General features: G+C 37.3%; 16 protein-coding genes and 1 pseudogene. 14 read left to right on the top strand and 3 right to left on the bottom strand.

The window, feature by feature from the left end:
* Positions 1–45: 45 nt before the first annotated feature.
* From HMPREF9010_RS16430 to HMPREF9010_RS16440, 3 genes are all read right to left on the bottom strand, one after another.
* Complete coding sequence (locus tag HMPREF9010_RS16430; protein ID WP_008648147.1) at positions 46–2028, bottom strand: sensor histidine kinase; 1983 nt, start codon at positions 2026–2028, stop codon at positions 46–48.
* Between the two features lie 151 nt (positions 2029–2179).
* A complete protein-coding gene (locus HMPREF9010_RS16435) occupies positions 2180–2797 on the bottom strand; it encodes a superoxide dismutase (RefSeq protein ID WP_004295710.1) in 618 nt (205 codons plus the stop codon).
* Between the two features lie 75 nt (positions 2798–2872).
* Entirely contained in the window at positions 2873–4612 is a 1740-nt protein-coding gene (locus tag HMPREF9010_RS16440; RefSeq protein WP_004312307.1) for a hypothetical protein, read from the bottom strand.
* A 146-nt stretch (positions 4613–4758) separates the two neighbouring features.
* Here HMPREF9010_RS16440 and HMPREF9010_RS16445 point away from each other — a divergent pair, with 146 nt between their 5' ends.
* The 14 genes and pseudogenes from HMPREF9010_RS16445 to HMPREF9010_RS26495 all read left to right on the top strand — a co-directional run.
* Positions 4759–7137 (top strand): ATP-dependent helicase, encoded by a 2379-nt coding sequence (locus tag HMPREF9010_RS16445; RefSeq protein WP_008648142.1) that lies wholly within the window; start codon positions 4759–4761, stop codon positions 7135–7137.
* Between the two features lie 25 nt (positions 7138–7162).
* Positions 7163–7855: a hypothetical protein gene (locus HMPREF9010_RS16450; protein WP_008648135.1), complete on the top strand. Its 693-nt coding sequence runs from the start codon at positions 7163–7165 to the stop codon at positions 7853–7855.
* Positions 7856–8121: 266 nt separating this feature from the next.
* On the top strand, positions 8122–9684 hold the full coding sequence (locus HMPREF9010_RS16455) for an ATP-binding protein (protein ID WP_008648133.1): 1563 nt from the start codon (positions 8122–8124) through the stop codon (positions 9682–9684).
* Between the two features lie 60 nt (positions 9685–9744).
* Positions 9745–10704 carry a PD-(D/E)XK nuclease family transposase gene (locus HMPREF9010_RS16460; RefSeq protein ID WP_032852512.1) on the top strand — a complete coding sequence of 320 codons (960 nt, stop codon included), beginning with the start codon at positions 9745–9747 and terminating at the stop codon, positions 10702–10704.
* 710 nt (positions 10705–11414) lie between these two features.
* A complete protein-coding gene (locus HMPREF9010_RS16465; RefSeq protein WP_008648130.1) occupies positions 11415–12455 on the top strand; it encodes a transcriptional regulator in 1041 nt (346 codons plus the stop codon).
* Between the two features lie 174 nt (positions 12456–12629).
* Positions 12630–12854 carry an NVEALA domain-containing protein gene (locus HMPREF9010_RS16470; protein ID WP_004312301.1) on the top strand — a complete coding sequence of 75 codons (225 nt, stop codon included), beginning with the start codon at positions 12630–12632 and terminating at the stop codon, positions 12852–12854.
* A complete protein-coding gene (locus tag HMPREF9010_RS16475; RefSeq protein WP_008648129.1) occupies positions 12823–13905 on the top strand; it encodes a BF3164 family lipoprotein in 1083 nt (360 codons plus the stop codon). The genes HMPREF9010_RS16470 and HMPREF9010_RS16475 overlap by 32 nt, the downstream gene beginning before the upstream one ends.
* A 207-nt stretch (positions 13906–14112) precedes the next feature.
* On the top strand, positions 14113–14355 hold the full coding sequence (locus HMPREF9010_RS16480) for an NVEALA domain-containing protein (protein WP_004312299.1): 243 nt from the start codon (positions 14113–14115) through the stop codon (positions 14353–14355).
* 5 nt (positions 14356–14360) lie between these two features.
* Positions 14361–14588, top strand: coding sequence for a hypothetical protein (locus tag HMPREF9010_RS25325; protein ID WP_008648128.1), 228 nt, complete (start codon positions 14361–14363; stop codon positions 14586–14588).
* A gap of 335 nt (positions 14589–14923) precedes the next feature.
* Positions 14924–15973 (top strand): BF3164 family lipoprotein, encoded by a 1050-nt coding sequence (locus HMPREF9010_RS16485; RefSeq protein WP_008648127.1) that lies wholly within the window; start codon positions 14924–14926, stop codon positions 15971–15973.
* Positions 15974–15981: 8 nt separating this feature from the next.
* Entirely contained in the window at positions 15982–16869 is an 888-nt protein-coding gene (locus tag HMPREF9010_RS16490) for a DUF1573 domain-containing protein (RefSeq protein ID WP_008648125.1), read from the top strand.
* Positions 16870–16888: 19 nt separating this feature from the next.
* Complete coding sequence (locus HMPREF9010_RS16495; protein ID WP_032849629.1) at positions 16889–18895, top strand: hypothetical protein; 2007 nt, start codon at positions 16889–16891, stop codon at positions 18893–18895.
* A 41-nt stretch (positions 18896–18936) separates the two neighbouring features.
* Positions 18937–20757, top strand: coding sequence for a glutaminase domain-containing protein (locus tag HMPREF9010_RS16500; RefSeq protein WP_229077687.1), 1821 nt, complete (start codon positions 18937–18939; stop codon positions 20755–20757).
* Positions 20756–20857: pseudogene (locus tag HMPREF9010_RS26495) on the top strand (signal peptidase I); the annotation flags it as partial. The gene HMPREF9010_RS16500 and the pseudogene HMPREF9010_RS26495, both read left to right, overlap by 2 nt.
* Positions 20858–21467 lie beyond the last annotated feature (610 nt).

Genomic DNA, 21467 nt, shown 5'->3' with positions numbered 1-21467 from the left:
TAAGTGAAAAAGAAACAGAAAAACACTAAATCATTCGATTTTTTTTCATTTTTCTGTTGATTCCTGTTTTTTGATAGGATGAGAAAAGATAAATCGGGCGCCATTTTTGTAATTCTTGTCAATCCAGATATCACCTCCCATATATTGGATGGTCAGTTTGCAGATAGCCAGTCCCAATCCTGTACCCTGTACGAACTCGTTCAGCTTTTCGAAACGTTGGAATACCAGCTCCTGTTTATCTTCGGGGATTCCGGTGCCGGTATCAGTTACCGAGAACAGCATACATTGCTTTTTTTCGTCCACTTCATAATCCAGCGTAATACTTCCTCCGGCAGGAGTGAATTTCAAGGCATTGTTCAGCAGATTGATAATAATCTGCTGCAGGCGCAAGGGATCTGTGTAGAGCATGTAAGGCTCTTTAGGCATTTGCAGTTTAATGTCTACATCCATTGTCTTGTTCCGGTTGGTCAGAGTAATCATATTCTGGCAATGGTTCACCAGCTCACACCATTCATAGTTGAATTGCAGTTTTCCTGATTCCAGGCGTGATATATCCAGTACATCACTAATCAGTTGGAGCAACAGATTGGAGTTGGTCTGGACAATATCTGCGTATTCTTTCAGTTCGTTATTCTGCTCTACCGAACCGATAATCAGACTGGAGAAACCGACAATAGCATTTAGCGGAGTCCGTATCTCGTGGCTCATATTCGAAACAAAGGCACTTTTCAGTTGGTTAGCTTCTTCGGCGCGCTCTTTAGCATCACGCAATTCGACTTCAGACTCTTCCAACTTCTTTTTATCTTCCCGTAGTTGTTTCGTAGTTCTTTCAAGGTGATTCTTCAGGATTTTAGTCCGGTAATAGTAATACAGCGAAATCATTAGACTTCCTACTAATACGAGAAATATAATCAGGATGAATTGTACTTCTGTCTTATAGGCCACAAAGAACGGGATGGGCTGATTGATTACCATTGAGTTAACAGGTAACTTCTTGTTTTCAAATCCCCATTCCTTTAGTTTCTTCGCATCAAATTTATATCTGTTGGGTAAGATATTGATACTGCTGATATCAGTTTCCTTCTGGTCTAAAAAGCGGTAGGCATATTCTCCCATGCTTTGTCCCACTCCTTCATATTGCGGGACATATCCTCCGATAGCCCAGTAACCTATTGCAGTGGAAGTCATGCTGAACATAGGCAGGAGAGGATTGGCTTTGGAAAAAGCATAAACGGAGTTATTCATGTAAGTAATACCCCGGTTATCGATTCTCCAGATGCCAAGCAACATGACTGTGTTTCTGGGAAGATTGCGCAATTGACTGGCAGCCATATCGAGTGTATGGATGCGGCCATCGACGTAGGTGATAGACAACTGTGGGAAATGTTGCAGGTTTTTCTTGAACCATGCCAATTCGGCAAGTCCGTTGTATGTGTTATCCGATACAAATACAAGGTGTTCTGTTTCCGGATAGAAATCCTGTATCATTTCAATATCTTTTTTAATGTCATATTCGTATGTGCTACAATATCTTACGTTGTATTCCTTCATGCGTTCCATTAAGTTAATGCTTTCGGGATTATAGCTTCGGATGTCGGTCGAATCCTCCGGAATACGTATTCCGTTGCGTGATGCCATTGCACAGAAAACAGGAAGCTGCTTGTACTTTTCATCTTCGAGATGGAGGAAACTGCTCCATGCTTCACCACCCAGGAGAATAACTAATTTGGCTTTCGGATGTTTGTCCAGAATATCGGTCAATGTTTTTTTCCATTGATGCGCCTGCGTTAAGTCTGTTGCATTCATATTTTCTACCATGGTCGAATATCTTCCTCCCAATTGGGTGTAGGTCTCTATAAATGTGCTGATGTTATCGTAGGTATATTTAGTGTCAGAATTATAAGAGGTGATAAACAGGATTTCTTCCTCAGATTCTTCTGTGGTGGCAGCATTGCCGAAAAGGGGGAGGAAAAGGAGTACAGCAATGGAGACAATAAATCGTATTTTTTTTCTTTTATACAGTATCATAATTGTTTGTTATGTTGTTTTATGAGTTGCAAAAATACAACTAATGCATCTGATATACAATAAAAGTCTGTTTCTTTTTAATCTGTAAAAAAGGTCGCTGTGAAAAACACAACGACCTTTTCCATAAGTATAGTTTAGCTTGTAAATTTGATTACATTCTTTTTTCAACCACATCCCAGTCGATGATATCCCACAGGGCGTTTACGTGGTCGGCACGGCGGTTCTGGTAATCCAGATAATAGGAGTGTTCCCAAACGTCAAATCCAAGAAGTGGTTTCAAACCGGCACGTACCGGATTGCTGCCGTTCCCCTCTTTAGTGATTTTCAGTTTACCGTCTTTATCTACGGATAGCCAAGCCCATCCTGAACCAAACAATCCGACTGCTGCTGCATTGAATTCTTTCTTGAAGTTTTCAAAGCTGCCAAAGTCACGTTTGATGGCTTCTCCCAGTTTACCGGCCGGCTCCTTCTTTGAAGGTTTCGGGGCAAATTGCAGGAAGTACAGGTTGTGGTTCAATACTTGTCCGGCGTTATTGAATATAGCTCCATCCGGTGCGGCTGCAACGATTTCTTCTACCGTTTTACCTTCATATTCTGTTCCGGGCACGAGGCTATTCAGATTATTTACATACGTTTGTAGATGTTTTCCGTAATGGAAATCTATTGTTTGCTGACTGATTACAGGTTCCAACGCATTGTTAGCGTAAGGAAGTTTAGGCATTTCGTAAGTCATGGTCATCATAATTAAAGACATTAATATAGTATTCATAATGTTACAAGTTTTAATTGGCTTGTTATACTATAATAACAGAAGCCCTTTGCAAAATGTTCACAGCATCTTACTTTATTTGTAAATGTACTGTATGCGTTCCACTTCTTTCGGATGCTCACGGTCGGTCCGGCAGATCCATTGGCCCGTATTATCATATTCATAATAAGAATTGCTATCGATCTGGTTTCCGTATTTATCGTACAGGCAGGTCAGGCATCCCGATGTTTTCTGGTTATTGCCTAAAATCCGTTGGTAAACGATTTGTGTCAGATAACCGTATTTATCGTATTCATAAGCATCTTTTTGTGAAATAATCTGATCCGAAGAATTGGCAAAAAGCAGGTTTTGATGTTGGGATGAAATCAATCTGCCTTTATCATCATATTTGTTTGCGGTGTACGCCTGAAGTTCTCCATTCTTATTATACTCTTTGGTTTCGGTCAATAACCCCTGTTTATTATAGGAACTTATGATGACTCTTCCATCTGTATACTTGAGCGAATCACTCTCGATACTCCCGTCCGTACCGATACGGCGTGTCCGTCGGTAGAGATCCGTTTTGGTTTTCGGATTCGTTTGCACTTCAAAGATGCAGTGACCTTGCGGATCGTATAATCTGTTCGTTTGTATTTCATTGCTTGGCTGACCATTCTTTACGGTAAGCGACAATGTAGAAATGAGCTGCCCCTTATCGTCATACGAATAAGTGGTCGAGGTATTTCCCGTACTGTCATTTTCCGCAGACTTAATCAATCGTCCTCCATTATAGTATTTCACGGAAGTAGGAGTGGATATGATTGTTTGCAGAATAAACGGTGTCCGTAGTGCATTGGCCTGGTCACGAAATTCCTTATACTTGTGTGTGCAAAGAAAATCCTGCAGCATACTCAAAGATTCGGAATTGACAATGGCAGCTTTTAAAAGCTCAAAATCAGCTTTTTCACTAAGATATTCAAGTTCGTCCAGATGAGTACGTGCTGTGGAAGTCAGGTAAGGTGATTGCTTATACTCGTCAATAATCTGCCGGATGGCTGTTGCGTTTCCTTTCTCCCGGAGGCTGTCGATTCCTTGAAACAGAAAATCATCGTATAACGCGCGAACTTCCGGAAGGAATGGACGCGTGTCTTTATCCGTGAAGAATTTCTGCATGTTGGCGTTATCAAAAAATGCCTTGAAATTCGCTGATGTCGGATTACTCTTTACAATCTGGTAAAGCCGTTTGTTTTCCGCAGTGTTGATTTGAGAGATAAATTTGCCGTTCGGATATTCCGTGATGTACGTTTGATAAATATTCAGCGTAGGTGTTTTCAGCATACCTTCCAGTAAAGCCATTTCACGGATGTCCCGTACCTTTTGCAAGATGGTAGAATCTCCCGGATAACCGCTTGACTGGATACTGTCCATCAACGTCTTGCTAAAAGGGATTTGATCTTTCGAAGCTTCCAGAATGGAGATAACAGCCAGTTCCGCTTTGTTTTGTACGTTGGAAAGTTGTATTTTCTCTTCTTCACAGATATTGGGAAAATAAGCTTTCGTTGCCCTTTCGTAGCATCCGAAATAGTTGGTGGCAGCCTGTTCGCTTTGCTCGTTCCACAATCCGTTGAGCACATCCAATAATGCCAGTTCCTCGGCATAATAGGTTTGTGTCTCGTCATCTATCTTATCACGGTTTTTCTGCCATTTGTCGGCGTCATTATCGTTCAGATACTTTAGCAGCTTTTCCAGGCGGCTCTGCTTTTGTGCCATTGCCTGTGGAATGCAGGCGACCAGAAACAAACTCAAAATAATCGATAAAAATATACTTCTTTTCATTGCTTTTTGGTGTTAGGTTAAAATAGTTAGTGATGAAAATTCATAAAAATACCTTCATTCTCGAATGAATATTATACTTTTGTATTGAGAACAAATTTGAATGCCAAGGGTTTGTTAAAAATCCACATTGTTTTTATAATGCTGTTATGAATACCAATTATATAGATGAATTGAACGAGAGTCAGTGTGCTGCAGTGACTTATAATGACGGTCCTTCGCTGGTGATAGCCGGTGCAGGTTCGGGGAAGACGCGCGTATTGACTTATAAAATCGCTTACTTGCTGGAACAGGAGAACGGCTACAATCCGTGGAATATCCTTGCACTGACCTTTACGAATAAGGCGGCGCGCGAGATGAAAGAGCGTATTGCCCGTCAGGTAGGTATGGAACGGGCACGTTATTTGTGGATGGGGACTTTCCATTCCATCTTCTCACGGATTCTTCGTGCCGAAGCAACATTTATCGGGTTCACTTCCCAGTTCACCATCTATGATACGGCTGATAGTAAGAGCCTGCTTCGTTCCATCATCAAAGAGATGGGATTGGACGAGAAAACTTATAAACCGGGAGTAGTGCAGGCACGCATCTCCAATGCCAAAAACCATTTGGTCACTCCTACGGGATACGCTGCCAATAAAGAGGCTTACGAAGGAGATATGGCTGCCAAGATGCCTGCTATCCGTGATATCTATACTCGTTATTGGGACAGATGCCGTCAGGCGGGAGCGATGGATTTTGATGATTTATTGGTATATACCTATATTCTGTTTCGTGACTTTCCGGAAGTGCTGGCACGTTATCGCGATCAGTTCCGTTATGTATTGGTGGACGAGTATCAGGATACGAATTATGCGCAGCATAGCATTGTCCTGCAACTGACTAAAGAAAATCAACGGGTCTGTGTAGTGGGAGACGATGCGCAAAGTATCTATTCTTTCCGTGGGGCGGATATTGACAATATTCTCTATTTTACAAAAATCTACCCCAATACGAAAGTTTTTAAACTGGAGCAGAATTATCGTTCCACACAAACCATTGTTTGTGCTGCCAATAGCTTGATTGAGAAGAATGAACGCCAGATACGGAAAGCCGTGTTTTCGGAGAAAGAAAAGGGGGAACCTATCGGCGTATTTCAGGCGTATAGCGATGTGGAAGAGGGAGATATTGTAGCTAATAAGATTGCAGAGCTACGACGGGAGTATCGCTACGGATATGCTGATTTTGCCATCCTGTATCGTACGAATGCACAAAGCCGTATTTTTGAAGAGGCTCTTCGGAAACAGAGTATACCTTATAAGATTTACGGAGGACTTTCGTTCTACCAGCGAAAAGAGATAAAAGATGTGATTGCTTATTTCCGTTTGGTAGTGAATCCGAATGATGAAGAAGCATTCAAGCGGATTATTAATTATCCGGTGCGTGGCATTGGAGATACGACGGTCGGGAAGATTATATCGGCAGCTACCGATCATGGTGTAAGTCTTTGGGCGGCACTCTGCGAACCATTGAGTTACGGACTGGATATAAATAAAGGAACGCATGCAAAACTGCAAGGCTTTCGTGAATTGATAGAAGGTTTCATTGTCGATCAGGCAGATAAGAACGCTTATGAAATAGGAACGAATATCATCCGTCAGTCCGGCATTATCAATGATGTTTGTCAGGACACATCACCCGAGAATCTAAGTCGTAAAGAGAATATAGAAGAGTTGGTGAATGGTATGAATGACTTCTGTGCTTTGCGCCAGGAGGAGGGTAATCCGAATGTGTCTCTTACCGATTTCCTTTCGGAGATTGCATTGCTTACCGATCAGGATTCCGACAAGGCGGATGATGGGGAAAGGATAACGTTGATGACAGTTCATTCGGCTAAAGGATTGGAGTTTAAGAATGTATTTGTGGTCGGTCTGGAAGAAAACCTGTTTCCCAGTGGGATGGTAGGAGATTCTCCCCGGGCACTGGAAGAAGAACGTCGTTTGTTCTATGTAGCTATTACTCGTGCGGAGGAACATTGTTATCTGTCTTTTGCCAAAACCCGTTTCCGTTATGGAAAGATGGAATTTGGAAGCCCCAGTCGTTTCTTGCGTGATATCGATGTTCATTACTTGCAATTGCCGCATGAGGCAGGAGTGAGCCGTGCTGTCGATGAAGGTGCAGGACGTTTCCGTAGAGAGATTGAAGGAGGATTCACCCGTTCTGCTTCTCCGTCGCGTGCTCCTTTCGGAAGTACATCTTCCGAACAGCGTGAACGTCCGAAAGCACAGATCATTGCTTCCAGCGTACCGAGGAATTTGAAGAAAGTTAGTACTGTTAGCCCAAGTAGCGGTGCACAGGCAACCTCTTCCACTTCGCCATCGGTAGCAGGAGTACAGGCCGGACAGATGATAGAGCACGAACGTTTCGGATTGGGTGAAGTGATTAAAGTAGAAGGAACGGGAGACAATGCGAAAGCAACTATTCATTTTAAAAATGCGGGAGACAAGCAACTATTATTACGTTTCGCTCGTTTTAAAGTGGTAGAATAAATAATAACACTAAATAGAGAGACTCATGAAGAAACAACTAACAGTAATTTTGCTTTCCGCTTTGATTGTGAGTGGATGTGCGTCGGGGCGTATGGGAAATCCGGGAGCTATCATGGCAGGTGCTTCTATCGGAGGTAGTCTGGGAAGTTCGATAGGCGGACTTATCGGAGATAATAATCATGGCTGGAGGGGCGGTTACCGTGGTTCTGCTATTGGAAATATTGTAGGAACTATTGCCGGTGCGGCTATTGGAAACGCGTTGACGGCACCGAGGCAAGAACAGATAGAGAAAGATGCGTATATTCCTGAAGTGAGGGAAGTCCGTGTGCAAAAGTATAAGAAACAGCCGCAAGTGCAACAGCCTATTTCTCAATTAAAATTGCGCAAAATCCGTTTCATTGATGATAATCGTAGCCATGTGATTGATGCGGGAGAGAATAGCAAGATAATCTTTGAGATTATGAATGAAGGGAGAAATCCTGTTTATAATGTAGTTCCTGTGGTAGAAACGGTGGGGAAGGTGAAGCATCTCGGCATTTCTCCTTCCGTGATGGTGGAGGAAATTCTTCCGGGTGAAGGCATCCGTTATACCGCTTCCATTCATGCAGGTGAAAAATTGAAAGACGGTGAAGTGACATTCCGTGTCGCAGTGGCGGACGAGAATGGAGTGATTTGTGATTCGCAAGAGTTTACCTTGCCTACACAGCGCGGAAACTAGAGTTAAAAGCCCGAAATATTCGGTTTAAATATAGTGACGGTATTTGCCTTGGATAGTGACGCTATCCTAAGCATATACCGTCACTATATTGGTGGGATAGCGTCACTATTTTAATGGCTATTAATAAGATAGTTCTTTAGATAAGTTTATGTGAATCGAACAATGCAATTGAATGATATTGTAGGGTTTTATAATAATATTAAGTGTCATGTAATCATTTTATTTCGTATCTTTGTTCATATTTCCAATAAAAGCATTAGAGTGGTATGAAAGAGACATTTAGAAGATATCCTATCGGAATACAGAATTTTGAGGATTTACGTAATAATGATTGTGTGTATATTGATAAAACTGCATTAATTTATCATTTGACTCATACAAATAAGATTTATTTCCTTAGTCGTCCGCGTCGCTTTGGAAAAAGTCTTCTAGTCTCTACTCTTGAAGCTTATTTTTCTGGAAAGAAAGAGTTGTTCGAAGGATTGGCTATGGAACAGTTAGAGAAAGAATGGACTGTTTATCCTGTGTTGCATATTGATTTTAGTAGAACGAAATACACCACAATCGAAGATTTGCAAGAGCAATTGAATCTTTATCTAAGCGAATGGGAGAGGACTTATGGGAAAAATGAAGAAGAAACGAGCTATGCAGCCCGTTTAACCGGTTTGCTTCAACGAATCTACCAACAGACAGGAAAGCAGGCTGTTGTATTGATTGACGAATATGATGCACCTTTATTGGATAGTAATAGCGACTCTGCTTTACAAGGACAATTGCGAACTGAAATGCGGAAGTTTTTCAGTCCTCTTAAAGCGCAAGGGCAATATCTTCGTTTCTTGTTTCTGACAGGAATCAGCAAGTTCAGTCAGATGAGTATATTTAGTGAGCTGAATAACTTGCAGAATATCAGTATGAGCGATGATTATAGTGCTATTTGTGGTATTACAGAGCAAGAGTTGCTAAGTCAGATGCAACCGGATATTGAGAGGATAGCTCAAGCGAATAATGAAACCTATGAAGAAGCTTGTCGGCATTTGAAACGACAGTATGACGGTTATCATTTCAGCAAGATTTGTGAAGATATTTACAATCCGTTCAGCCTTTTCAATGCATTTTCGCAAAGAGATTATAAGAGCTTTTGGTTTTCTACCGGCACGCCTACTTTCTTGATTGAAATGTTACAGCGAATGGACTTCAGTCTTAATCTATTGGAAAAGATGGAAGTGAAAGACGAAGATTTTGATAAAGCGACAGAGGTTATCACCGATCCGATTCCTGTACTTTATCAGAGTGGTTATTTGACTATCAAAGGATATGAACCTCTTTTTCGTACATACACATTAGGTTATCCGAACGAAGAAGTTAAAATAGGCTTTATTGAGACTCTGATCCCTTCCTATCTCAATCAACCGACACGAGAAAGTAACTTTTATGTAGTCTCTTTTGTAAGAGACCTGATGAAAGGTGATATTGAGCAGTGTCTTCTTCGTACTCGTTCTTTCTTTTCTTCCATACCTTATGATTTGGAAAACAATCAGGAAAAACACTATCAAACCATATTCTATTTGTTATTCCGTTTGATGGGGCAATATGTGGATGTAGAGGTTAAGAATGCCATTGGTAGGGCCGATGTGGTAATCAAGATGCCCGATGCAATTTATGTGCTTGAGTTTAAGGTAGACGGAACTCCCGAAGAAGCGTTGGCACAAATTAATAGTAAACAATATGCCATACCTTATGAGATAGACCATCGTAAGGTTGTTAAAGTTGGAGTGAATTTCGATAGTGTAACGCGGACTTTGGGACAGTGGAAGATAGAATATTCTTAGTAGAAAGAAATTGAAACATATATACTTGGAATCAAACATTTTCTGCTTACCTTTGTTAGCATGAAACAAGATAACAAGAAAGGAGACGAACTTATGCCAAGTAATTATATTCGTTTCGATTGGGCTATGAAGCGTTTATTGCGTAATAAAGCCAATTTTGTAGTTCTTGAGGGCTTTCTAACTACTCTTTTGAATGAAAAGATAGTCATTCAGAAACTGTTGGAGAGTGAAAGCAATCAAGAAGATGAGTTTGATAAGTATAATCGTGTAGATATGCTTGCTGAAAACTCGAAAGGTGAACTTATTTTGATTGAAGTTCAGAATAACAATGAGTATGCTTATTTCCAACGTATTCTGTTTGGTACTTCTAAATTAGTGACCGAGTATATTAATCGTGGAGAAGGCTATTATAAGGTACGTAAAGTATATAGTGTCAATATTGTCTATTTTTCTTTGGGTAGTGGTAAAGATACCGTATATCACGGTAAAACGGAATTCCGGGGAATTCATCAGGGAGATATGCTTGAACTGACTCCTTTTCAAAAACAAACTTTTAAAGTGGATACAGTAAGTCAACTTTATCCTGAATATTATATTTTGAAAGTCAATGATTTTAATCAGGTAGCTAAAAGTCCGTTGGAAGAATGGATCTATTATCTGAATACAGGTGATATTCCTGATAGTGCGACTGCTCCAGGTTTAACAGAAGCCCGTGAACGATTAAAACTTGACAAGATGACTAAAGCGGAACTTGAGGCTTACTATCGCCATTTGGATAATATTGTAATATTAAAGGATAATATATTCACTGAACGTGCTGAAGGTCGTGCAGAAGGTCGTGAAGAAGGACGCGCAGAGGGTCATGCTGAAGGTCGTGTAGAGGGTCGTGTGGAAGGAATTAATGAAGGCCGTCTGGAAGAGAAAAGGGAAACTGCAAGCAATATGAAGACTCTGAATATTCCTCTTGATGTTATTTCGCAAGTCACAGGCTTGTCCATAGAAGAAATAAAGGCGTTGTAATAAACGCCTCTATATAATTGTTAGTATCCTATATCATCTTAGACATGATATAGGATTTTTTTATATATGGAAGTCTTGAAATGAGAACATACATAAAAATAGGATATTTGATGCGTTTCTCCTGCTTGAATTTAAGACAGAGTCTTGTATGCGAATAAATATGTGAGTAATTAGGGATTGTGGGAATCCGTGGTGCTTTGTTTTTAGGTTATTTGGATGCTTATTGTTTGCTGTAAAGAGGATATTTGCGGATATTCGTTTGATTATTTGATAAGTACTTTCTTTTTGCTATATTTGATTTGGATGGAATATAGTGTGAAATAGCTGAAAATATACCGATAAACTCGGGTCTCACCGATGAATGTATTGTTCCTCGGTGAGGAAGGAAGCGACGCACACCGGGCAACGAGTCGTTCCTCGGTGAGGAACAAAGCTTAGTTAGCGGTAAATAATTCGTTTTTTATCCCTTATTTATGTAATATTTAGTCTGAAAACGGTATATTCTTGCATTGATTTATGCATTTATTTCTCTTCTTGCTTTTATTTTGATTTAATATTTATAGAGTGAATCTTAAAAATAGACTAATTTCTTTGGTTGGAAAGATTATTTTTGATATAACCAAAAACTCAAAATAGTTTTTATATTGTCTGTCAATTATTGCAAATAATGCTACCTTTGTGCTATTCAAACAGATAAAATAAGTCACGCTATGAAATTACTAACGAAACTAAGCGGTACAATTACATTTAAAGATAAACAAAAGATGCGCCTTTTGCTAATAATATTTATTCTGGAGATAGTATTATTTTTCATTCTAGGACAATTATATTGTGAGGCTAGAAAAAAAATGTTCAGTGAAAGAGTGGAAAGTGTTTTTAAAGCAGTTTTTTTGCAACATTTACAAGAAGATGCTTTTGATGGTTATTTTTACACTAGTGGGAGGAAACAGCGATTGGAGGAGTATCCTGATACGGTTTATATAACAGATGAAAGTGGAAAACGTGGATACTGCTTGGATAAAGAAAAAAGTTCTAAAAATGTAACATCTGATCCACGATTAAGTTTTTTACATACTGCTTATTTATCTAAACATCCTTTAGTAGTGGACTCTTTATATGAAAAATGGCAACTGCATTTGAAGCAGCAAAGTTTGTCTGGCACTTTTGCATTGCAGCTTTTGGTATCCGATAAAGATGAAAATATTACAGAAAGTGTATACCCTGACTCTTTTTTACATGAAAATTGTATACCAGAATTCGATATTACGGCAGGTTATCGTTGCGAGGTTGAAGTAAAAGGCTTTTTCTACTTTTCATTTTTTACTCTTGTGGGTGTAAGAGGCTTTGTTTATGGCTTTATTTATTGGCTGTGTGCAGTTATTATTAATATAGTGATATTTTTTAGAAAGAGATGGCAAAAGAACATTGTTGTTCCTACCTCTGTTCATATCTATTATATGGACCAAGGTATTATGTTTGATGCAGATTTGAGAAAGCTTATATTTGGTAAAGAGGAAATTCAGATATTACCACAAACAGCTATTTTATTAAAACATTTTTTAGAAGCTCCAGATTACATATTGAAAGACGAAGAAATCAAGAAAATATTTTGGTCGGATAAATCAAATAATGATCCGAGACTTCATAATGCAATAAGTCGTTTGCGAAGAGTTTTTGAGAATGTTCCATCTATTGAGATTCAAAGATATGAAAATATTGGATATCAATTGCAAATTAGAAGGAACAAATAAGAAACTATAATTTCCGATGAAATGGGATTTTTTTGAATGAGAGCCTTATCTCTATGATAGTATATATAGTAGATAGATTCGGTTAGATAGAAATGGATAGATTAATCTATTGGTGGTTGTAATCCAATTGCCTACTTTCGTTTCCATTAATTAATCGATAAAACTATAGTATATATGAAGAAACTATTATTCTTTTCTATTCTGATAATGGCGGTTCTTTCTGTAAATTACTCATTAAAAGAACCTCGAGTAAATACATTATTATTAGATAATATTGAAGCTTTGGCGGCTGACGAGCAAGATGTGCCTACTAATTGTTGGGGCAGTGGCTCTGTGGATTGTCCGGTTACAAAAGTTAAAGTAGAATATGTTGCTACCGGATATAGTCTTGAAAAATAATGTAAGTCTCCTGTTTCTTTCTTTTTTCTTGTTTATCTCTTGTGACCATAAGCATAAAGAATATGCAAAGGGTGTATTATTCTATTCGGGATTTCCGCACGAGAGAGAATTAATAGGAGAAGTGATTGAGCTTGATACAGCCTTGCTTCGTTATCCGTTTAGGATACGAATCGAAGGAGATAGAGCCATTGTGATGGATTTACATGGTCTTGATCATTATGGACATTTATTCCAATATCCCAGTTATCAGTATTTATCTTCTTTTGGCAAGCGTGGTGATTCACCTACGGAAATGTTATCATTGGAGAACTTTCGTTTACAGAATCATGTAGTCTGGACATTGGATGCCAATAAAAGTGAATTAACTAGGTTAGACTTTTCTTCATCCGGTGATTCACTGCTTCGTGACGAAACGGTAACATTGGATGAAGATATACTTCGACCACTTGATTTTGCTATATATAATGATTCAATGTTTATTATTCCTGATTATTCCGGTGAAAATCGTTTATGTCGAGTTAACTGTAATGGTAAGCTTATAGATAAGATAGGAATTATTCCGACTATTGATGAAAAAGCATTGGAAAATGCTCGTCCGGCGTTAGCCCAAGCATGGAGGAGCTTCCTTGACTACAATCCTAACAATGGAATACTGGCGGTAGTCACCCAGTTGGGAGAAGTCCTTGAGGTCTATAATTTGAAAGATAGTACTCATGTTGTTCGTATAGGTGAGTATGGCGAACCTGAATTTAAAATATCAGATGGATATGGTATACCAACGGGTATTATGGGATTTAGTGATGTACAAGTAACAGATAGTGCCATTTATACTGTATTTCATGGAACGTCTTTTAAGGAGATCGCAAGACAAAGCGGAAGGCTTCCTGATGGAGGAAAATATATTTATGTATTTAGTTTGAAAGGAGAACCGTTATGTAAATATGTGCTCGACCATTATATATATGGTATTTGGGTGGATGAAGCTACGAAAACGATAATAGCGACAGATGTAAATAATGATGAGCCAATACTTAAGTTTAACTTTGGCTGAATGAGATAATTAACTTGATTAAAAGGAGCAGGATGATGAGTTTGTTTATCTTGCAGGATTTGCTTACATATCACCTGCTCCTAAATCTTTAAAAAAGATTCGGATGCAAACATAAGAATAAAAATTAATGTAGCAAACTATTGCTATTCTGTTGAAATGATAGATGCAGAAGAGAAAAATAAAATGTAATTTAAAGATTATTGAAGAATGAAAAAGAAAGTATTAGGTGTGATAGCAGTTGTTGCTGTCGCTGCTATTGCGGGATATAATGTATATACTTCGCAGAATGATGTGAAGTTGTCTGACTTGGTGTTGAGCAATGTGGAAGCTTTAGCTAATGCAAAAGAAGGTGGAAATGAATGCATAGGTTGTGTTTATACAAGATTGCAAATTTGTCGAACGTTAGGAGATTGGGGTGCATGCCTTGGTGAATATCGTCCATATATTTAAATATTATGAAAGCTAAAAGTTTATATGTTGTAGTAGGTATAATTTGTTTGTTTATATCTACATTTAGTATATATAATTGGAATACTAAAAGCTCTTCTGCCTTGTTACTTTGTAATGTTGATGCGTTAGCTAATAATGCGGAAGTGGATTTTGACTTTTGTGTAGTTACATCAGGTATTTGTGTGATATATAGTGATGGGCTAGCTATAAGGGGCTATAAACTATACCAATAAATTCTAATGAAGGTGATGAAAGTGCATGGAAAATATGCTTGTTAACATTTACTTAGAGTTTGAAACTATACTTTCATCAGTATAATTCTGTATATTATTGCTATAACTGTTGGTTTTTAATATCCTCTTGGGATTGGGGCTGAATAAAAAAGGTCGAAAACTTGATTTTTACCCCCTCTACAGGTATCTGGAGAAGGGGTAATTGTGAAAAAATCTTTTTAGTCAGCCCCAATTGAAGTGTATTGACAACTTCTAGATTTGTTATGCATAAATAAAGCCGATTAAAATATAGCTTTATAAAAATATTCTATAAACTATTATGAATTTAGTATATTATGAAATTGAAATATGTTTTTGTGTTGATTTTCTTTTGTGCATGTAAAAATGTTAAAACAGACTGTCAAATAGACGATTTGTTTACGAATAGGATATTCTTGGAATATGAAAAGATACCATCAAACGGTTATATTTGGGGAACTCCAATGGATATGATATATTGTGATTCAGCAATTATTGTTTTCGATGAGAAGTCTGAAGATGGTTTATTTCATTTGGTCGATTTGAATGATCTAGATTCAATATATGATTTCGGAAAGAAAGGGCAAGGTGTTAATGAATTCTTAATGCCTTTTGATATACAGTTATTTGGTAAGAGCTCCATAAGTGTTTATGATTTATATAAAAAGACTTTGAATGTTATGAACATATCAGATGTGAAAAATCGAATTTCGAACTTTTCAGTTTTAACTAAAGATACTATTCCTGGGACTATTAAAGTGTTTCCTACAGCATTTAATACTTTTGTATCTTTGGGATTTTACGAAGACTGTATGTTCAGACTTTGGGGTACTGGACTAATAGAAGAAGAGCATTTTATGGAATATCCATATAAAGATGGAGATGAGAAACAAATAGCAAACAGGTTGCGTGGTATGGCTTATCAAGGTATTATCCGTTTAAATCCATTTATGGATAAATTTGTTTATGCAGTAAATACTTCTGAAATTATTCATTTTTATAAAATAAATAATACTGATATTTCTTTAATAAAGAAATATGAAATGAACTACCCTATTTATAAAACTCAAGTTGAAGGGGACATGCGAGCTGCCCCAATTTCATCTTCCAATAATAGTACATTTATAAGTTTGTGTATTTCTCCTAAATATGTATATGGACTTTATTCAGGCAAAAATTTTAAAGAAAATGGTTTAGAAACACTTGCAGGAACAATAATTTATGTTTTTGATTGGAATGGAGAAGCCATAAAAAAGTATGAACTGAATGTGCCAGTTACACTGATTAGTGTGGATAATAAAGATGAGATGTTGTATGCTTTCTCTAATATGCCTGATCCTGAATTAATAAGATTTAAAATAAAATAGATAAACATATGTATAGAATGATTGTTATCCCTCTGATTTCTTTTGTTATATGTTTTTCTTTGTTTTCATGTTATGAGCATGATGAAAAAAAAATAAAGAGGTTAGTTGAAGAATGGACTTATAAGGAAATAGATTTTCCTAGTGTTCCTATTTTTACGAAATTTGCTAGAGATACAATTATGGGGTATTATGAAAGAGATTGTGACTACAAAATATTAACATATGTCGATTCAATCGGTTGTATGCGGTGTCACTTAAGTTTTAGTGCATGGAAACCTTTTATTGAATTGCTAAAAGATACTTGTCCTTCATGTAATGTTCTTTTTTTTATTCATCCTATGAGCAGGAAAAATATTGAGTATTTACTAACGAAAGAAGGCTTTGATTATCCTGTATGTATTGATGAGCATGATAGTATCAATAAGTTGAATCATTTTCCTATAGAAACGATCTTTCAAACATTTTTGTTGGATAAGAATAATAGGGTAGTTGCTATTGGCAATCCTATTCATAATCCTAAGATAAAAGAACTTTATTTGAATATTATTACAGGGAAAAAATCTCTGTTGAAGGAGATTGATAGTAGAACTCCAACAACAGTTGTTTTATCTACATATCAGTTCAATATAGGAACTTTTAATTGGGGAAAAAAGCAATTTGTAGAGTTTTCATTTACTAATTCAGGTGATAATCCGTTTGTTGTAGAAGAAATTTATACTCCATGTGGGTGTACTACAGTGGAATATTCTAAAGAACCTGTTCAACCAGGTGGAAATTTGAAAGTGAAGGTGGAATATCAAGCTGAACATTCTGGGCATTTCGATAAAACGATAACCGTGTATTGTAATGCAGAAGGCTCTCCGTTCCATTTGAAAATTAGTGGAAATGCAAAATGAATAATTAAGAAAAGGTTTGATGAAGTATTTGGGATATATTCAATTTATAGTCTTGGTGCTGTTTATTTGGCTAGGATGGCAAATAATAGATAGGATTACATTCAGAGAAGAAATGATAACTCCTCTCGGAGCTGCTTTGCAATCTGCTAAAAACAACAGGAAAGAATTGGAAAAAGTACTCCGTCATTATCAAAAGAATCCTGCTGATAGCCTAAAATACAAAGCTGCTTGTTTTCTAATTGAAAATATGCCTTTTTACTCTTATTCAACAAGCAAGCAGTTAGAAAACTATAAGTCTTATTATGCATGGCTGAAAAAGAGTAGAGGACAGACAGCGAAACAGGTTGCGGATTCAGTCAAGAAAGTATATGGTCCGTTAGGAGAACCTGAAAAGAAACATGATATAAGAGAAGTGGACTCCGCATATTTATGTAACAATATTGAATGGGCATTTAAAGTTTGGCGAGAACAACCATGGGGCAAAAATGTTTCTTTTGAAACTTTTTGTGAGTACATATTGCCATATCGCATTGAGGATGAAACACTCGAATATTGGCGTGAAATGTATTATGAAAAATATAATTCATTGCTGGATTCATTAAGGATGTCTGATGTTTTGGATAAAGAAGACCCTATTGTTGCTGCAAAATATTTGAGAGACAGATTATTGGATAAAGAACATTATTTTACTTCTACATCACCTGCGCTTATGGGACATATTGGTCCTAGATATGTACAATATATATCTGGAAGTTGCAGAGAGGCAACGGATTTTGGTATCTATTTGTTCCGATCCTTAGGGATACCCTGTGGTGTTGACTTTGTACCTATGCGTAGTGGCGTGAATGCCGGACATTTTTGGCTAGTTGCATGGGATAAGAATCAAGAAGCTTTTGCTGCTGATTTTCCAAAAGCCTTTGAACGACAATGTGAAAATATGTGGTATAAAGAGGAGAATACGGCCAAGGTATATAGGAATACTTTTTGCGTCAATAGAAAAATGTATGAAGAAATGAGAAAGTATGAAGAAGAACTATACCCATTTTGGCGTTTACCAAAGTTTGTAGATGTAACTCGTGAATATGCTTATTATTATAAAAAAGAATTAAAAATACCTCCATCAAAAATATATAGAGAAAAATGTAACGGGAAGATTGCTTATTTGTGTGCAAGTAAACGGGATAAATGGGTTCCGGTTGCTTGGACGGAATATGACGTCAACAACATGACATTCAGGAATATAAAAAAAGGAATGATTATGCGGATAGCAACTTATGAGGAAGGAGTGCTCCATCTTGTAACGGATCCTTTTTATGTAGATCCGCATACCAATGAACTTCATTTTTATTCAAAACATGAAGAAATTCAAGATGTAGTATTGTATTCTAAGTACAATATTTTTAAAGGAGAAATTCATCTTAGAAGAAGAATGTTGGGAGGGGTGTTCGAAGGGAGTAATCAGCCTGATTTTTCAGAGAAGGATACTTTGTTTATGGTGCAAAAGGTGCCCGGTCGTTTGAAAACGGTTGTACGGAGTTGGTCAGATAAGAAGTATCGTTATTTTAGATATTTTGGAGCCAAGAATACGTATTGTAATGTGGCTGAAGTTGAATTTTATGAATGTAATGACACTTCTGCTTTGAAGGGAAGCATTATAGGAACTCCTTTGGAGGATACCGATAAAGGATTGAATTATTACAATGTTTTTGATGGCAAAACTAAGACTTCTTTCAACTATTCCAGACCGTCCGGTGGTTGGAGCGGGTTAGATATGGGAAGGAAAGTACGGGTAGATAGAATAGTTTATACACCACGTAATAGAGATAACTATATTCGCCCTGGGGATACATTCGAGTTATTATATTGTGATAAGGAGTGGAAATCAATGGGAAAGAAACAAGCTCTTTCTGATTCATTGGTTTATTCGGGTGTTCCTAAAAATACACTTTTATTATTGCGAAATCATACTCGCGGGGTGGAAGAAAGAATTTTTGTTTATGAAAACGGGAGGCAGATATGCAAATAAATAACAAAATCGGGTGGGGGATAAGAATAATATTTTTATGGATGATCTTTTCTTTACATGCATGTTGCAATGATAAAGAGGAGAATGAAGTTATTCCTATATGTATTGCGTCCAATCATTCATTAATGGCATTGGTACCGGATTTTTCTATCCAAACTGTTGGAAATACATTGCATACAAAATATCCGAAGTTATCAAGAAATAAGGAGTTTCCGATGATCGGAATTTTAAAAGTAGATGGTAAATCTTATCGTTTTATGGGAGGTGATTCGTTGCGTCCTTTTCCACTAGTACCTCTTTCTACAATTAATTGTGGGTGGCCTGCTAGATACTCTTATTTGCATCCAAAGGATGATTGGATGCGGAAAGAATATGATGATAAGGAGTGGTATAACGGGTTAGGAGCTTGGGGAGCAGAGAATCGTCCTTATCCTATTCACTCAACATGGACCGTAGCCGATATTTATATTCGCAGACATTTTAACATAAATGATAAAAAGAAATTGGAAGGATATAAATTATATGTTTGTTCTAAATGTGATGACCATGCAGAAATCTATTGTAATGGAGAACCTATTTATCAGGTAGATTATTTTAGCAATAGAATTGAATGTAAACAACTCTCCGATGAAGTAGTTGCAAAGTTACATAATGGCGATAATGTGATAGCCGCACATGGGTGGAATACGAAAGAAAATGCTCTGTTGGATTTTGGATTGTACATGGAAAATAAAACCTATAACGATGTGGATATGGCAATATTGAAACAAATGAATGTACAAGCGACGCAAACTCATTACATTTATCAATGTGGAGATGTTGAGTTATACCTTGATTTTGTTTCTCCTTCTTTGTTACTAGAACAATGTTTAATGGGATGTCCGGTAGGTTTTATTTCTTATCAAATTCATTCTGGCAAATCAGAAATTCATGATGTAGAAATTTTATTTGATATAGATACAGAATGGATGTTTGGGAAAAATAGAGTAGAAAGCCTGTCTGAACAGGATTGGTGTATTGTCAAGTCTGATAGCTTGTATATGGGGATAGCTGCTGAAGAAACGGCTTATTCATATAATGAAGGGCATGTGCTGCTTTCGCAGAAACTGGGGAAAAACAAGAAAGATCAGGGTGTATTACTTTTTGGCTTTAATGAAGGGAAGGGTTTGCAATATGAGGGGGAAATTCTACATCCTTATTGGAATAAGGATGGAAAAAGAGAATTGAAGGATGCTTTGTTGTTTATCGGTGACAATTATAAGAAATTAATGAGGGAATGTGACAGGTTGGATGGGCAGTTGAACAGGCGAGCTTTTCAAACGAGAATCCCATCGTTTGCACGCCAGATGATTTTAGATTATCGAAAATTTATATCGGAGCATCGTTTTGTAATGTCTCAAAGTGGTGATTTGTTTTGTTTTGGAGATACTTTGGCCAATGTGAGAGAATCTTATAGTAACTTTCCGATTTTATTGTCTCTTAATCGTATGGATTGGATGAAAGGCCTTTTGGAACCGGTTTTTGAATATTGCGAGAATGATTATTGGAGGAAAAGTTATCCTCCTTATGATATAGGAATCTACCCAATTGCTAATCGTCAGGTGAAAGTTGATGATTATGCAGTGGAGATGGCTGCTGACATGTTAATAATGATAACTGCTATTGTAGAAGCAGAACAGGATTTCGGTTATGCTGATGCGCATTGGAATCTGTTGTGTTTATGGGCGGATTATTTGCGGGAGAAGATGAAGAAAGAAGTTTATCCCTGTGGAGGGTTGTTGAATGAGGATGATGAACGTGTGAAATGCGTGTTGGGGCTTATGGCTTATCGTAAACTAATTCAGCTGAAAGAAAGCGTATGAAGATTTCACTATTCATCGGATGCCCGGATGGGGAAATTTTAAGAGAAATGATATACTGGTTTTTAATTTTCCTTATCAGAAAAATCGTTGGGATAGAATTATGAAGAAAATCAAATGAAAAATGAAACATAAATTGATAAAAACCGATATAGCCTTCACCCTTCACAACTCCTTATTCATGAGGGATAGCGGGTGAAGGGCCACCTTTCACCCATCCTTTACGGATAAGTGTTGTTTTGTAAAATCTAAAGTTGTGCTTTAGGAGTTGCAAAGCATAGCTTTAACCTGCTTAAAGCGGTGCTTTACAAAAGTCTAAAAGTTTGTTTCAATCATCTAGCGTCTTTTTCACAAACATCCCGATGTTTGTTTCAAACCTTAGGAAGAAAAAACAAGATGCTATGAGCATAATTGAATTAGCTATAATGAAAATCGGATTAGCTATAAGAAGAAACTGGTGAAGAGGTGGTGAAGGAATCCCCTTCACCACCTATCCCCGATGAATAGGGAGAAGTGAAGGGTGCAGCTATAATCACTATAGATAGGATTTAAGCATGAAAAAAGTTGAAATTGATACGAATGACAAAAAAGAATATGGTAGATGTGATAACTCTTACAGGAGTTGAAGCCATCTTGAGCGTAGTATTTTTATTTCGATGATGGCTCTGTTTGGAACATATTATTGGAAAAATAATCAATATGGTGCTTGTAAG

The organism is Bacteroides sp. 3_1_23, assembly GCF_000162555.1.
GTDB classification, from domain to species: Bacteria; Bacteroidota; Bacteroidia; order Bacteroidales; family Bacteroidaceae; genus Bacteroides; species Bacteroides ovatus.
This window is presented reverse-complemented; position numbering and strand designations above follow the sequence as displayed.